Annotated in this window: 17 protein-coding genes; 10 read left to right on the forward strand and 7 right to left on the reverse strand. The window is 29.0% G+C overall.

The window, feature by feature from the left end:
• The first annotated feature begins 8 nt into the window (after positions 1-8).
• The 4 genes from gyrA (at position 9) to CAMP5082_RS05570 (ending at position 4,860) form a co-directional block, all read left to right on the forward strand.
• Complete coding sequence (gene gyrA, locus CAMP5082_RS05555) at positions 9-2,594, forward strand: DNA gyrase subunit A (RefSeq protein WP_337206151.1); 2,586 nt, start codon at positions 9-11, stop codon at positions 2,592-2,594.
• A gap of 60 nt (positions 2,595-2,654) precedes the next feature.
• Positions 2,655-3,173 carry an LPP20 family lipoprotein gene (locus CAMP5082_RS05560; RefSeq protein ID WP_263679645.1) on the forward strand — a complete coding sequence of 173 codons (519 nt, stop codon included), beginning with the start codon at positions 2,655-2,657 and terminating at the stop codon, positions 3,171-3,173.
• Positions 3,149-3,595 (forward strand): hypothetical protein, encoded by a 447-nt coding sequence (locus CAMP5082_RS05565; RefSeq protein ID WP_263679646.1) that lies wholly within the window; start codon positions 3,149-3,151, stop codon positions 3,593-3,595. Before CAMP5082_RS05560 ends, CAMP5082_RS05565 begins: the two co-directional genes overlap by 25 nt.
• A 62-nt stretch (positions 3,596-3,657) precedes the next feature.
• Positions 3,658-4,860 carry an ABC transporter permease gene (locus CAMP5082_RS05570; protein ID WP_337206152.1) on the forward strand — a complete coding sequence of 401 codons (1,203 nt, stop codon included), beginning with the start codon at positions 3,658-3,660 and terminating at the stop codon, positions 4,858-4,860.
• A gap of 11 nt (positions 4,861-4,871) precedes the next feature.
• Here the strand turns inward: CAMP5082_RS05570 and CAMP5082_RS05575 are convergent, their stop codons facing one another.
• Genes CAMP5082_RS05575 through CAMP5082_RS05585 form a run of 3 tightly spaced genes read right to left on the reverse strand, consistent with a single transcriptional unit; the run spans position 4,872 to position 6,298 of the window.
• A complete protein-coding gene (locus tag CAMP5082_RS05575) occupies positions 4,872-5,429 on the reverse strand; it encodes an SCO family protein (RefSeq protein ID WP_337206153.1) in 558 nt (185 codons plus the stop codon).
• Between the two features lie 3 nt (positions 5,430-5,432).
• Entirely contained in the window at positions 5,433-5,879 is a 447-nt protein-coding gene (locus CAMP5082_RS05580) for a hypothetical protein (protein WP_337206154.1), read from the reverse strand.
• Positions 5,879-6,298: a copper chaperone PCu(A)C gene (locus CAMP5082_RS05585; protein ID WP_039668649.1), complete on the reverse strand. Its 420-nt coding sequence runs from the start codon at positions 6,296-6,298 to the stop codon at positions 5,879-5,881. The genes CAMP5082_RS05580 and CAMP5082_RS05585 overlap by 1 nt, the downstream gene beginning before the upstream one ends.
• Positions 6,299-6,423: 125 nt before the next feature.
• On the opposite strand from CAMP5082_RS05585, the gene CAMP5082_RS05590 reads away from it, so the two are divergent.
• Genes CAMP5082_RS05590 through CAMP5082_RS05600 form a run of 3 tightly spaced genes read left to right on the forward strand, consistent with a single transcriptional unit; the run spans position 6,424 to position 8,649 of the window.
• Positions 6,424-7,395, forward strand: coding sequence for a L,D-transpeptidase family protein (locus CAMP5082_RS05590; protein ID WP_337206155.1), 972 nt, complete (start codon positions 6,424-6,426; stop codon positions 7,393-7,395).
• Positions 7,395-8,402, forward strand: coding sequence for an alanine racemase (locus CAMP5082_RS05595; RefSeq protein WP_337206156.1), 1,008 nt, complete (start codon positions 7,395-7,397; stop codon positions 8,400-8,402). The genes CAMP5082_RS05590 and CAMP5082_RS05595 overlap by 1 nt, the downstream gene beginning before the upstream one ends.
• Before the next feature lie 37 nt (positions 8,403-8,439).
• Entirely contained in the window at positions 8,440-8,649 is a 210-nt protein-coding gene (locus CAMP5082_RS05600; protein WP_012661838.1) for a hypothetical protein, read from the forward strand.
• 3 nt (positions 8,650-8,652) lie between these two features.
• Here CAMP5082_RS05600 and CAMP5082_RS05605 read toward each other — a convergent pair whose 3' ends face one another.
• Genes CAMP5082_RS05605 through hemB form a run of 4 tightly spaced genes read right to left on the reverse strand, consistent with a single transcriptional unit; the run spans position 8,653 to position 12,733 of the window.
• The gene (locus CAMP5082_RS05605; RefSeq protein WP_337206157.1) at positions 8,653-9,921 is read right to left on the reverse strand and encodes a (Fe-S)-binding protein; all 1,269 of its coding nucleotides are present in this window, start codon (positions 9,919-9,921) and stop codon (positions 8,653-8,655) included.
• A 1-nt stretch (position 9,922) separates the two neighbouring features.
• Positions 9,923-11,278, reverse strand: a complete 1,356-nt coding sequence (hemN, locus tag CAMP5082_RS05610) for an oxygen-independent coproporphyrinogen III oxidase (RefSeq protein ID WP_263664195.1) — start codon at positions 11,276-11,278, stop codon at positions 9,923-9,925.
• Positions 11,265-11,750, reverse strand: a complete 486-nt coding sequence (locus CAMP5082_RS05615; RefSeq protein ID WP_263664194.1) for a DUF2603 domain-containing protein — start codon at positions 11,748-11,750, stop codon at positions 11,265-11,267. Before CAMP5082_RS05615 ends, hemN begins: the two co-directional genes overlap by 14 nt.
• 2 nt (positions 11,751-11,752) lie before the next feature.
• Entirely contained in the window at positions 11,753-12,733 is a 981-nt protein-coding gene (gene hemB / locus CAMP5082_RS05620; protein WP_337206158.1) for a porphobilinogen synthase, read from the reverse strand.
• A 69-nt stretch (positions 12,734-12,802) separates the two neighbouring features.
• Between hemB and ribA the strand changes: the two genes are divergently transcribed.
• From ribA to CAMP5082_RS05635, 3 genes are read left to right on the forward strand one after another with little or no spacing between them, the layout of a single operon-like run.
• Positions 12,803-13,363, forward strand: a complete 561-nt coding sequence (gene ribA / locus CAMP5082_RS05625) for a GTP cyclohydrolase II (protein ID WP_173776863.1) — start codon at positions 12,803-12,805, stop codon at positions 13,361-13,363.
• 2 nt (positions 13,364-13,365) lie between these two features.
• Complete coding sequence (rsmG, locus tag CAMP5082_RS05630; RefSeq protein ID WP_412175147.1) at positions 13,366-13,953, forward strand: 16S rRNA (guanine(527)-N(7))-methyltransferase RsmG; 588 nt, start codon at positions 13,366-13,368, stop codon at positions 13,951-13,953.
• On the forward strand, positions 13,947-14,309 hold the full coding sequence (locus CAMP5082_RS05635; protein WP_263664190.1) for a hypothetical protein: 363 nt from the start codon (positions 13,947-13,949) through the stop codon (positions 14,307-14,309). Before rsmG ends, CAMP5082_RS05635 begins: the two co-directional genes overlap by 7 nt.
• Positions 14,310-14,321 lie beyond the last annotated feature (12 nt).

Genomic DNA, 14,321 nt, shown 5'->3' on the forward strand with positions numbered 1-14,321 from the left:
GGATTTTTATGGAAAATATTTTTACTAAAGATTCAGATATTGAAAATATAGATATAGAAAGTTCTATAAAGAGTAGTTATTTAGATTATTCTATGAGTGTTATTATAGGCCGTGCTTTACCTGATGCTAGAGATGGGCTTAAACCTGTTCATAGAAGAATTTTATATGCTATGAATGATTTAGGTGTTGGAAGTCGTAGTGCATACAAAAAATCAGCGCGTATAGTGGGTGATGTTATCGGTAAATACCATCCACATGGTGATACAGCTGTATATGATGCTTTAGTAAGAATGGCACAAGATTTTTCTATGCGTTATCCAAGCGTAGATGGGCAAGGAAACTTTGGTTCTATTGACGGTGATGGTGCTGCTGCAATGCGTTATACTGAAGCTAGGATGACGATTTTAGCTGAAGAACTTTTGCGTGATATAGAAAAAGATACAGTTGATTTTATACCAAATTATGATGATTCTATGAGTGAGCCTGATGTTTTACCTGCTAGGGTGCCAAATTTATTACTTAATGGTTCAAGTGGTATTGCAGTAGGTATGGCTACTAATATTCCTCCGCATAGCTTAAATGAGCTTATTGATGGTTTGCTTTATTTAATTGATAATAAAAATGCAAGCTTAGAAGAAATAATGCAATTTATCAAAGGCCCTGATTTTCCAACCGGTGGTATTATCTTTGGTAAAAAGGGTATTATAGAAGCTTACCGCACAGGTCGTGGTAGGGTAAAAGTAAGAGCAAAAACCCATATTGAAAAAAGAGCTAATAAAGATATTATTGTAATAGATGAACTTCCTTATCAAACTAATAAAGCAAGATTGATAGAGCAAATTGCTGAACTTGCTAAAGAAAAACAAATCGAAGGTATTGCTGAAGTTAGAGATGAGAGTGATAGAGAAGGAATTCGCGTAGTAATTGAGCTAAAACGCGATGCTATGAGCGAGATTGTGTTAAATAATCTTTTTAAATCTACCACTATGGAAAGCACTTTTGGTGTAATTATGCTTGCTATACATAATAAAGAACCAAAAGTTTTTTCTTTAATTGAACTTTTAAATTTATTCTTAAATCATAGAAAAACTGTAATTATTAGAAGAACTATTTATGAGCTGCAAAAAGCTAGAGCTAGAGCGCATATTTTAGAAGGTTTAAAAATAGCACTAGATAATATTGATGAAGTGATAGCTTTGATTAAAAACTCTCCTGATAATCCAACGGCTAAAAATTTATTAATGCAAAAATTTGGTCTAAGCGAGCTTCAATCTAATGCTATTTTAGATATGAAATTAGGCCGTTTAACAGGTCTTGAGAGAGAAAAAATTGATAATGAATTAAGAGAATTATTAGCAGAAATTGAAAGGCTTGATCAAATTTTAAAAAGCGAAACTTTGCTTGAAAATTTAATCAAAGATGAGTTAAAAGAAATCAGAACAAAATTTGATGTACCAAGAATTACTCAAATTGAAGATGACTATGATGATATTGATATAGAAGATTTAATACCAAATGAAAATATGGTAGTTACTATCACTCATCGTGGCTATATTAAGCGTGTTCCAAGTAAGCAATATGAAAAACAAAAACGCGGTGGTAAAGGTAAGGTCGCGGTTACAACTTATGATGATGATTTTATAGAAAGTTTCTTTACGGCAAATACACATGATACTTTGATGTTTGTTACTGATCGTGGACAGCTTTATTGGCTTAAGGTTTATAAAATTCCTGAAGGAAGTAGAACTGCTAAAGGCAAAGCTGTGGTTAATCTCATTAATCTACAAGCAGATGAAAAAATCATGGCAATTATTCCAACCACTGATTTTGATGAAAGTAAATCATTGTGTTTCTTTACTAAAAATGGTATCGTAAAACGCACAAATTTAAGTGAATATCAAAACATTAGAAGCGTGGGTGTAAAAGCGATTAATCTAGATGAAAATGATGAACTTGTTACTGCAATTATCGTAGCAAGGGATGAAAATGAAATTGTAAATATAAATACAGACGAAAACTTAGAAGCAGAAGATAATCTGGAAATTGAAACAAATGAAAATAGCGAAGAGTTTGAAATTGTTAGTGGTAAAATGCTTTTTGCAGTTACTAAAAAAGGTATGTGTATTAAATTCCCACTTGCTAAAGTTAGAGAGATTGGCCGCGTAAGTAGAGGGGTGACTGCGATTAAATTTAAAGAAAAAGATGATGAAGTTGTGGGTGCTGTTGTTATAGAAAATGACGCGCAAGAAATCTTAAGCGTAAGCGCAAAAGGTATAGGTAAGCGTACTGATGCAGGTGAATATAGACTTCAAAGTAGAGGTGGTAAGGGTGTAATATGCATGAAACTTACTGCTAAAACAAAAGATTTAATCGGAATAGTTATAGTCGATGAAAGTATGGATTTAATGGCATTAACAAGCAGTGGTAAGATGATACGCGTTGATATGCAAAGTATTAGAAAAGCAGGTAGAAACACAAGTGGTGTGATTGTTGTTAATGTTGAAAATGATGAGGTTGTAAGCATTGCTAAATGCCCTAAAGAAGAAGATGAGGAATTAGATGCTGAAACTAATATGGATTTAAATTTAGAATAGTAAAATTCTGGAATGCTTTTTGCTATCTTAAATAATATCAAATAAATTGAAGGTGTAAAAATGAAAAAAGTTATTTTTATGTTTTGTTTGGCTTTAGGTTTTAGTGCGTGTGCACTAGATCAAAGAGGTACGAAACCTGCTCAAGCTCAAGCTACTCAAGCTGCAAGTTCTGATGTTGTAGTTCAAAAAGTAGACAAAGATGATGTGCGTAATATCATTAGAGAAGAAAAAATGCTTGCAAATGATACAAGCACAGACAATGATTTAACTTTTACAGCAGTGGGTGAGGGTATTGCTCCTTTAAATACAGTTTCTGTTGGTCAAGCTTTGGCCTTAGCTAAAAGAGCAGCAATCACTGATGCTTATAGACAATTAGCTAGTAAGTTATATGGTGTAAGAGTTAATGGTAAAGATACAGTAAAAGATGCAATGCTTAAAAGTTCAACTATTACAGCACAAGTAAATGGTTTGATTAAAAATGCAAGTGTAGTTGATCAAGACTTTAAAGATGGTCTTTATAGAGTAAATGTAGAACTTAAAATCGATGCTGACAAGTGGAAAGAATTGTTTGCTTATTAATCCTTATAATTTTTAATGCTACTGCCCAAGATGAATTTATATTTTGGGCAGAACTCTCTAATAAAAATTTAATCCTTTTTCATCAAAATGAAACTATTTCTATGGCTATGACCAAGAGCAAAAAAAAGAATTTAGAATATGCTTGTGAGTTAGTTTATACATCAAGTGACTTGAAGTCTTTAGTGCGCAATGATTTTGGCATGGTAGATGAAGAGAAAATGACAAAATTAGATAAATTTAATTTTTTAAATGCTCACAAAAATGATTTAATTGATTGCTTTTTTAATGCAAAAATAGATGTAAAAGATTTTGTAAAAAGTGAACAAGCAAGCGCTCAAAGTGAAACTTATGTAAGAATTTTACCTTTAAGATTTATAGTTGAATTTCATGATAATAGTGCTTTTGTATATTATCTTAAATAAATACAAAGCTAGCTTTTATAAAAATCAAGTTAAAATACTTAAAAAAATATTAAGAGTATAAAATGCAAAAAAGTATCCCTTGTTATTTATTATTTAAATATTTGCGTTTTGATAAAGATCAACCCTTTATCATGCTTTCAAAAATTTTAGCCTTTTTAGGTGTGAGTATAGGGCTTTGCGTGCTTTTAGTTGCAATGGCTATTATGAATGGCTTTGATAAGGAATTTGAAAGAAAACTTTTTACTATGAATTATCCTATCACTATATTGCCACGTTTTGGAGCAAGTGTGGATGATAAATTATTGCAAGAATTAAGAGCTAAATTTCCAAATTTATTATTTAGTCCTTATATTGCTACTCAAGTCATAGCAAGAAATGATTTAAAATTAGAAGGCGGTATGCTTTTTGGGGTTAATTTTGAAGATGAAAAAAAGATCAATGAAGTAGTAGCTCAAGCTTTAGGAGATAAAAAATTAGATAATTTTGATATTTTAATTGGTAAGGGTTTAAAAGATGAATTTGGACTAGATTATAATGAAAAAATAACTCTAATTTTTTCCAATCTTAATGCTAGTGGACTTTCGCTTATCCCGCAGGTTAAAAGATTTGATATTAAGGCTGATTTTTCTTCAGGGTTATTAGCCTATGATAAAGCTTATATGTATACAGATGCTAAAGCCTTATCTAAAATTTTATCATATCCCCAAGGAAGTTATGATGGAGTGCATGTGTATTCAAATAAACCCTTTGAAGATATTAAACAAATTGATGCTTTTTTGGGTGCAAGATATGCTAGCATCGGTTGGTGGGAACAAAATGGGAATTTCTTTGCAGCTCTTGCTTTAGAAAAAAGGGCTTTGTTTATAGTATTAATGTTGATTATTTTAGTTGCAAGTTTAAACATAGTAAGCTCTTTATTGATGATAGTGATGAATAGACGTAGCGAAATAGCTTTATTGCTTTCCTTAGGAGCTAGTAAGCTAGAGATTAAAAAAACCTTTTTTTCTTTAGGTTTTTTAATAGGTGGAAGTGGTATTATAGCAGGTGTGATTCTTGCAGCTATTGCTTTGTGGGTGCTTGGAAATTTTGACATCATTTCTTTACCAAGTGATGTTTATGGTATGAGTAAATTGCCTTTAGAGCTTTCTTTAGTTGATTTTTGTATTACACTTTTTGGAGCTATTGTAATTGTAAGTTTATCTTCTTATTATCCTGCCAAAAAAGCAACTCAAGTAGATATTTTAGATACTTTAAGAAACGAATAAATTGTAAAAATTTATTCGTTTAAGAATTTTTGAATTTCGTTAAAAAAGCTTTCATAACTAATATCTTTTATGGTTTTAATAAATTTTCCCTTTTCATCGATCAGATAAAATTCACCACTATGCGCTATAGAATATCCCATAGCAGAATCTTTAAGATTGATTTTTTCATATACCACACCATAATTTTTAGTAACTTTTTCTAATTCTTTTTCATCTTTAGCAACTAAAGCAGTAGAATTTGGATAAAAATATTTTACCCATTGACTAGTTTGAGTTAGATTGCTATCTCTTGCTGGATCTAGTGAGATAAACACCACATGAGCTTTTTCTTTATTTGGCATTTTTTCTAAAACATTAGCAATTAAGGCAAGTTCACTAGGGCAAACATCAGGACAATATGTATAACCAAAATATACAATCAATTTTTTACCGATAAAATCTTTTAAACTAAGTATGCCTTTTTCAGAATTTAAGTGAAAATTGTATTTGTTATTTTCAAAATATTGCACTGATATAAAAAACACCCCAAAAATTACCACAATTAATAAAAAAATATTTATTTTTTTCATGCTTTACCTTTTTACATCAAAGTCAAAATAAAAATCTAGTGGAGTTTCATCATCAAAAAGTTCTATTCTAAAACGCATCACATCTAGTGTACAAGAACTTAAAACTAATTTAGCATGATAAGTGTTGTTGATTTTTTTAAATTGTGGAACAATATCTCCCATATACATATTAAGCCCATAAACTCTAGCGTTTAGTTTTTTAAACTCACCTAAATTAGTGATATTTAAATCAAGTTCATTTAGTGTAACTATAGGCTTTGGATTTAAATTTATCAAGATTTTTTTATCTTTAAAATTATACTCACACTCTTGAGTGTTTAGATCGCATGCTAAAGGCGTTAGAGTGGTGATTAACTCTCTTTTTTTCCCAGAATTTGTTGAATTAGTATAAAAATAAGCCCCGCATATAGCAAAGATTATAGCTAGGGCAAAGATAAGTAGATTTTTCATTATTTTTTAATACTTCTTGACTTGATATCTTTTAGTTCAATTGTGCTATTATCATCAAAATAAAGTGTTAAATTAGCTTTGGTTTGAGGTGTGATATTCTCTTTAAGATTTAGTATCATAATATGCATGCCACCTGGCTTAAGTTCAGCACTTGAATTAGCTTTTATAGTAATTTGAGGGATTTGCACCATCATTTTTTTACCATTTTCCATGATATGATCGTGAATTTCAGTTGTATCACTTAATGAGCTTTGAGCTTTTATTAGTTTTATATCTTTATCAGAATTATTTTTAAGTTCCAAAAAAATTGCTGTTGTTTTAGAATTTGGCGGAGTTTGTCTAACATAAGGATCATTTATAGTGATTTCATTTGCAATAGCAAAGGTGCTTAATATAGCTAAACTAAGTAATTTTTTCATTATCATTCCTTTATATTTTTTAGTCAATCATAAACATTATACACGGAAAAAATTAAAAATATATTTATTGTAAAAATATTATAATTATCTCTTTGTTGTTTTAAATTTTAATAGAAAGGTATAAATTGTTTAAAACTATATTAGTATTATTTAGTCTGGTTGTATTTGTAAATGCAAGTGAACTTGCAAAAATTTATTTAAATCAAGGTATTGATGCAGTTGAAAAGGTGTTAGAGCAAGAATTAAGCAAGGAAGATTTTTGGCTTGATGAGATAAAAGATAAAAATGTTAGCCTTGGTTACTATGAAGAAAATGTAGCTATTGTATTGACTAATAAAAGCGATAAAATCATTAGAGTTTATCATTATAATGATGGAAAAGTAGAAAAGAAATTTATTCAAAAAGATGTTTTAACTGGTTTGGCTGGAGATAAAGAAATAGAAGGAGATTTAAAAACTCCTATAGGCTTTTATGAGCTTGGAAAGAAATTTTATCCTGGTGATCCATATTATGGACCATTTGCTTTTGCAACAACTTATCCAAATGTTTTAGATAAAACTTTAGGTAAAACAGGTGGTGGAATTTGGATTCATGGATATCCTTTAGATGGAACGCGTTTAGATACTTATAAAACTAGAGGCTGTATTGCTGTGCAAAATGATTTGCTAGAAGATTTTAATAAATTAGTCGCTGATAGAAAATCATATGCAATGACAGAAGAAAAAAATAAAGTAAGAACAAACCATGAAGAAGTTGCTATTTTGTTAGCAAATTTATTTGCTTGGAAAGATAGTTGGCAAAAAAGTGACATTGACAAATACTTATCTTTTTATGATCAAAAAATATTCAAACATAAAAATAAATTTTCATATGAGCAGTTTGCAAAAAACAAGCAAAGAATTTTTGCTAAAAAAGAAGAAAAAACTATTAAATTTTCAGATCTTAGCATAAGTCCTTATCCAAATGATAAAAATGAGAAGATTTTTAGAATAGGATTTTATGAAGATTATCGTAGTACTAATTATAAATTCAAAGGAGAAAAAGTTCTTTATGTTAAGCTAGTTGAAGATAAAATGCAAATTTTAGCTGAACAATAATGGCTTATATAAAAATCGATCGCTTAGCTTATGAGTATAATCTTGACCTAATAGCCTCTAAGGCTGGAGGTTATGAAAAAGTAATTTGTGTTTTTAAAGATAATGCTTATGGTCATGGAGCTAAATTTTTAGCTCCTATAGCTAGAGCAAAAGGTATAAATTTTATAGCCGTAAAAAATGAAGACGAAGCAAAAGAGCTTGAAAATATTTTTGATAATATCTTAATTTTATCTCATCATCCACATGGAAATGAAAGTGAAAAATTTATTTATGCATTAAATGCAAAAAATGACATAAAAAAGCTTAAAAAAAATACAAAAATTCATTTAGTCATAGATACAAACATGCATAGAAATGGAATTTTTCTTGAAGAAATTCAAGAAGTGATGCAAGGGTTAAAAAGTAATAATTTGATACTTCATGGAGTGATGATGCATTTTGCAGGAAGTGATGAAGTAGATGCAAGTTATTTTGTGCAAAAACAAAAATTTCAATACGCTAAAAAGTTAATTTATAATTTATTACAAGAAGAGGCTAAGAACTTAGTATTTCATTCTCATAATTCTGAAGCTTTATTTAGAGCAAATACTTTAGAAGATGATGAGTATTGTAGAGTAGGGCTTGTACAGTTTGGTTATGCGCATTTTAATAAAGACTTGCGTAGGGTTTTGAGTTTATGGGCTGAAAAATTAAGCCAAAGAGTGTTAAAAAAAGGTCAAAGTGTTGGTTATGGTGGAATGTATAGTGCAAAAGAAGATATCGAAATAGCAACTTATGATTTAGGTTATGCTGATGGGCTTTTGCGTTATGATGGTAAAAAAGATTTTTTTCTTCCTAATGGTAAAAAAATACTTGGAAAAATGTCTATGGATAGCTTTTCTTGCGAGAATGATAGTGAGGTAATTTGTGTTATGAATGATGCAAATGTTATGGCCAACTTTTTTAATACTATTAATTATGAAATTTTAGTAAAACTTTCTCCAAATTTAAAAAGAATTGTAATTTAAAATAAAAAGTACTAATATATCTAAAGAAAGGATAAATATGGCATTTTTAAATTGGGCTATTTTAATTTTATTTTTATTTATAGTGTTTTTGCTGATTAATCGTTATGAAAGAAAAATAAAGATTTTGCATAAAAATATAGAGATTTTAAAAAATGAATGCAAGAAAAATAGTGAAAACATAGAACAAAATAGAATTTTAATAGAAAAAAATAGATCAAACATTGAAGATATTAAACATCAAGATTAGTTTTCAATCTTGAAGTGTTTTAGCTATAAGTTCTAAAGGGTGTAAGAATTGTGTGGAGATTTTTTCATACTCTAATGCATTTGAAATTTGCATTCTACAAGCTGAGCACTCTGCGCTAATGATTTCTACATTACTTTTTTGTATGTTTTGAGCTTTTTTTATGCCAACTTGCAAAGCTTTTTCATAATGATCAGTTTGTATGCTAACTCCACCAAAACCACAGCACTCGTTTGACTTGATAAGTTCTTTAAAAGCATAATTTTGCTTTAGTAAAGCTCTTGGTTCTTTAAAAACCCCTTGCATTTTTCTTGCATGGCAAGGATCATGATATGCGATTTTTGTGTTTATTTTTTTCTTTGTTTTTAAAAGTTCTTCTAAATTAGTGTATTCATAAAAATATTTTGTTGCAAGTAGTATTTTACTGGAAATATTTTTAGCTCTTATTGCCCATTCTTCATCATTTTGCATATGGAAAAAATGTTCATAATCTATATTAATCATCGCAGAGCAGGTCGCTTCTGGGATAATGATAAAATCTAGTGTTTTTAATTTTTCCTCAAAATAAATGATATTTTTTTTAGCTAATTTTTCTACGCTGTTAAAATCTCCGGTAAAATAATGAGGAGCACCACAACAAGATTGATCTTTTAATAAATCTACATTAATTTTAAGATGCTTACAAATTTCAAGCAAAGCAAAACCTGTATTAGTGTAAGAATAATTAGACAAACAACCTATAAAAAGTCCTATAGTTTTTTCGCCTTGATTGTTTATAAAATCAGGATTAGAGGCTAAAAAACTTTTCTTAGCTAAAGAAGGTAATAAGCGGTCTTTTTTGATTAATGGTAGGCTAAATTTAGCTTTCATTCCTAAATTTTTATGTTGCAAGCTAAAAGCACAACTTTGAAAAACATAGCCTAATCTTGCTAAGATATCTAAAATCTTTCTGTGTCTTAAAAAAAAGAAAGCAAGCTTTTTATACCATGCTATGCCAAATTTTTGAGCTATATCAAAGCGTGCTTTTTCAATAGCACTATCTACTCTTAAATGACTTGGACAAACTTCAACGCAATTTGTGCATAAAAAACATGATTCGAAAGTTTTTTTAAGATTTTTATCAAGTTCTAGTTCTTGATTTTTATAAGCACTAATTAAATCCAAAAAACCACGAGGAGAAGTGCTCTCATCGCGGTTTATCTCGTGTATAGTACAAACTGGTATGCATTTGCCACATTTTACGCAAGCATTAGAAATTTCATTAACATTTAGCATATTAAACCGTTTTAGAAAATACTTTTTTGTCTTCGCTAATGCGTTTTAAATATTTATCAAAACACATAGCAATATTACGTATTAAAAGTACTCCTGTTTCATTAACCTTGATATGGTTTTTATCTATAGTGACAAATTCGCCAAGTTCTTCAAGTTCTTTTAAATCTTGTTTAAAATATTCAAAAAAATCAATCTTAAATTTATTTTCTATATTTTTTATATTAAGTGCAAAATTACTCATAAGTTCCATAATAACAGCTTTTCTTAATTCATCATCATCATCAAGCATAATACCTTTTTCACAAGGTAATCTACCTTCATCAATAGCTTTTTCATAACTTGGCATGTCTTTGAAATTTTGCATATAATGTCTTTGTCCTTCGCCTATACTTGTTAAGCCAATGCCAATTAAATCAGTTCCGCCTTTTGTAGTATAGCCTTGGAAATTTCTATGCAAGCTACCATTTTCTAAAGCTTTAAAAAGTTCATCTTGTGGTTTTGCAAAATGATCCATTCCTATCATTTTATAACCATTTTGAGTTAAAAATTTTTCACAGTATTCTAAAATCTGAAGTTTTACATCAGGGCTTGGTAATGTGCTTTCATCAAATTTTCTCATATTTTTTTTAAGCCAAGGTACATGTGCATAGTTAAAAATAGCAAAACGATCAGGATTGATTAGTAATGCTTTTTCTAAAGTTTGCTTAAAACTTTCTAGGCTTTGATAAGGAAGACCATAGATTAAGTCCATATTTACTGAGTTAATTCCCTTTTTTCTTACCATATCTACTGCATTTTTGGTTAATTCAAAAGGTTGAATTCTATGAATTTCCTTTTGAACTTTTTCATCAAAATCTTGCACGCCAAAACTAATACGGTTAAAACCATTTTGGATCAAAACATCGGCTTGTTCTTCATTTAAAAATCTAGGATCAATCTCACAGCTTACTTCACTATCTTGGGTAAAATTTGGAAAAATGCTTTTAATTTTTAAAATCAAACTTTGTAATTGTTTGGCGCAAAAGAATGTAGGTGTACCACCACCAAAATGCATTTGAGCTACTTCTCTTTGGGTGTTGATGATATTTGCTAAAAGATCAAGTTCTTTAAAAAGATAATTTAAATATCTTTCTTTGCTTTCTTCTTTAGCAGTATATATTACATTACAACCACAAAAATAGCAAGCGCTTCTACAAAAAGGCAAATGAAAATACAAAGACAATTGTGCTTTTTGATCTTTTAAAATTTGTATATAATCTTCATATTTAAACTGAGTGTTAAACTCCACTGCAGTAGGATAAGATGTATATCTTGGGCCTGCTTTGGAGTATTTAACAAAGCTTTTATAATCTTTCATTTGGTTTTACCTTTTGCATCATTTCTTTCATATTAATAAACAAATTAGGATGTTTAGTATGAATATTGCTAATTAGTTGATCTAAATCAATATTTACTTCTTTTACGCCTTTAGCAACTTGATGTTTAATCTCATCCATAGCAACTGTCCAAACATCGTTAAAATCAATAGGAATTTGTTGATAAATAGCCTTTTCTAATTTGAGTTCAAAATTATCTTTTTGCACCTCTTTGGCATTTTGTAAAAACTCAATTAGGGTTTTTACTGAAAACATAGTTTTAACTTCGCCATTTTCATCTACTATAAACCATGGTTCAGGTGCTAATTCATGGCCATTTTTTAAGCTTAATTTTTTTTCTTTTTCGTTTATATGAGTTAGATGAAATATGGTTTGATTGTGTTTTTCTATACCCAAATAATTTGATAATTCATTAATGATATCTTGAGAACTTTTTTTACTTAGACTATCCAATCTTACTCCTTGTTTAATAATTTTGCAATTTCTTTTGCATGATAAGTTATGATAAGCTTAGCTCCTGCTCTTTTAAATGCAAGCATAGTTTCAAGTACTATTTTTTCATAATCAATCACACCTGCTTTTTGACCTGCTTTTAATAAAGCATATTCGCCACTTACATTATACACACAAAGTGGAAGTTTGGAATGATTTGCTATATCTTTAACTACATCTAAATACGCAAGTGCTGGTTTAACCATCAAAATATCAGCACCTTGTTTTTCGTCTTCTAAGCTCTCGCATAAGGCTTCTTTACCATTAGCAAAATCCATTTGATAGGTTTTTCTATCCCCATAGCTTGGCGCAGAATCAGCCACATCTCTAAAAGGCCCATAATAAGCTGAGGCAAATTTAGTAGAATAAGCCATAATAGGTAAATTTTCAAAACCATTTTCATCTAAAGTTTTTCTTAAAGTTTCAATAATACCATCCATCATACCACTTGGTGCTATCATATCAGCGCCGTTTTTGGCATGAATTAGAGCTTGTTTGGCTGAAATTTCTAAAGTTAAATCATTATCCACGCTTTTACTTTTTGGATCAATAATACCACAATGACCATGATCAGTATACTCACAAAAACAAAGATCGGTTATCACTACTAAATTAGGAAATTTTGCCTTAATAACTCTTAGGCTTGTAGCAATCAAACCATCATCGCTCAATGCATCACTTCCACAGCTATCTTTTTTAGAACTTTCCAACACACCAAATAAAATAATAGCTTTAATATCAAGACTAATTAGTTCTTCGCATTCTTTTAAAATTTCATCTAAGCTCATTTGAAACACACCTGGCATAGATGCGATTTCATTTTTAATATTAGTACCATTTACAACAAAAAGGGGGTAGATTAAATCATCTAAATTTAAAGTATTTTCTTTTACTAGACTTCTAATATTCTCATTTAGTCTTAATCTTCTAAAACGTTTAAACATAAATTTCCTTTTTGTTTGTTAAAATTGCTTAAATTCTAGCATATTTTTTGTAAAAAGGTGAAGAAAATAATGACTATTCAAATTTCTGAAATAGCAAAACTTCCCACTCGTTTTGGAGAATTTAATATACAAAGTTTTAAAGAAAATGACAAAGAGCATCTTTGTATTTTTAAAGGAAAATTAGAAAAAGAAGTTAATATTAGAATCCATTCAGAATGTTTAACAGGTGATGTTTTAGGAAGTTTAAAATGCGATTGTGGTGAGCAACTTGACTTTTCATTAAAATATATCCAAGAGCATGGTGGTATGGTGATTTATCTAAGACAGGAAGGAAGAGGTATAGGACTTTTTAATAAAATCAATGCTTATGCTTTACAAGATAAAGGTTTTAATACTATAGAGGCAAATCATCAATTAGGATTTAAAGCAGATGAGCGTAGTTATGAAATAGTAGATTTTATACTTAAACATTATAAGATTACTAAGATTAATCTTTTGACTAATAATCCTGAAAAACTTAGCTCTTTAAAAGGAAAAGTAAATTTAAGAATTCCTATTTTAATTGAAGCAAATCGTTTTAATAAAGATTATTTGGAAATTAAACATACGCAAATGGGGCATTTAAATTGAAAATTTATGAAGAGCAATTAAATTTTTTAAAAGATTTTGCAAATAAAGATGATTTTTACCAAAGAATCGCGCTTTATAAAGAGTTGTTAAAAAAATTTAATGCTGTGCATAATCTAACTCATCTTGAAAACATAGACGACAATATTATTGATAGTATAAAAATTTTAGACTATTGTGATTTGACTGATAAAAAAAAGATTGTTGATGTTGGAAGTGGGGCTGGTTTTCCTGCAATATTTTTAGCATGTATTTTGGAAAATAGTAATTTTTTTCTATTTGAGCCCAGTGTTAAAAAGGCTTCTTTTTTAAGAGTGATTAAAACTGAGCTTAATTTGATAAATATAAATATCATAAAAGAAAAATTACAAAATCATTTACCTTTCAAAGTAGATTTAATCACATCAAGGGCTTTGATGGATATAAAACCTTTGATTGAAATTTCAAATGGTTTTTATGATGAAAAAACTTCATTTTTGCTTTATAAAGGTAGTGATGTTTATGATGAACTACAAGGAATGAAAGATTATAAAATTTTCAACCGTGGTTTTAGAAATTATTGTCTTTTAAAAGTAAAGGAAAAGCTATGTTAATTTTTGGACATCCTTTGATAAATATGCAAAAATTTAGTCATTATGAAAATATTTTTATTAAAACCAATGTGAATTGTTTTGAATATGATGAATCGGTTATTAAAAATGCAAAAGATGAAAAAGTAGATTTTGGTATTTTTGTTAAAAACGAAGAAGAAATTTTACTTTCTAATGCATTGGGTGCAAAATATATTTTAATAAAAGATGAAAATTTGGCAAAAATTGCATCAAAGATGGCCGAGTTTTATATGTTTGATTCTAAAATTTTATTTTTACTTGATACTTTAAAAAATAACCTGAAAAAAGCTTATGAATTAAATGTAGATGGAGTTTGCTTAAAATCCTTCATCAACTAAACTAAACCCACT

It is taken from the genome of Campylobacter sp. LMG 17559 (assembly GCF_024723605.1).
GTDB lineage: Bacteria > Campylobacterota > Campylobacteria > Campylobacterales > Campylobacteraceae > Campylobacter_D.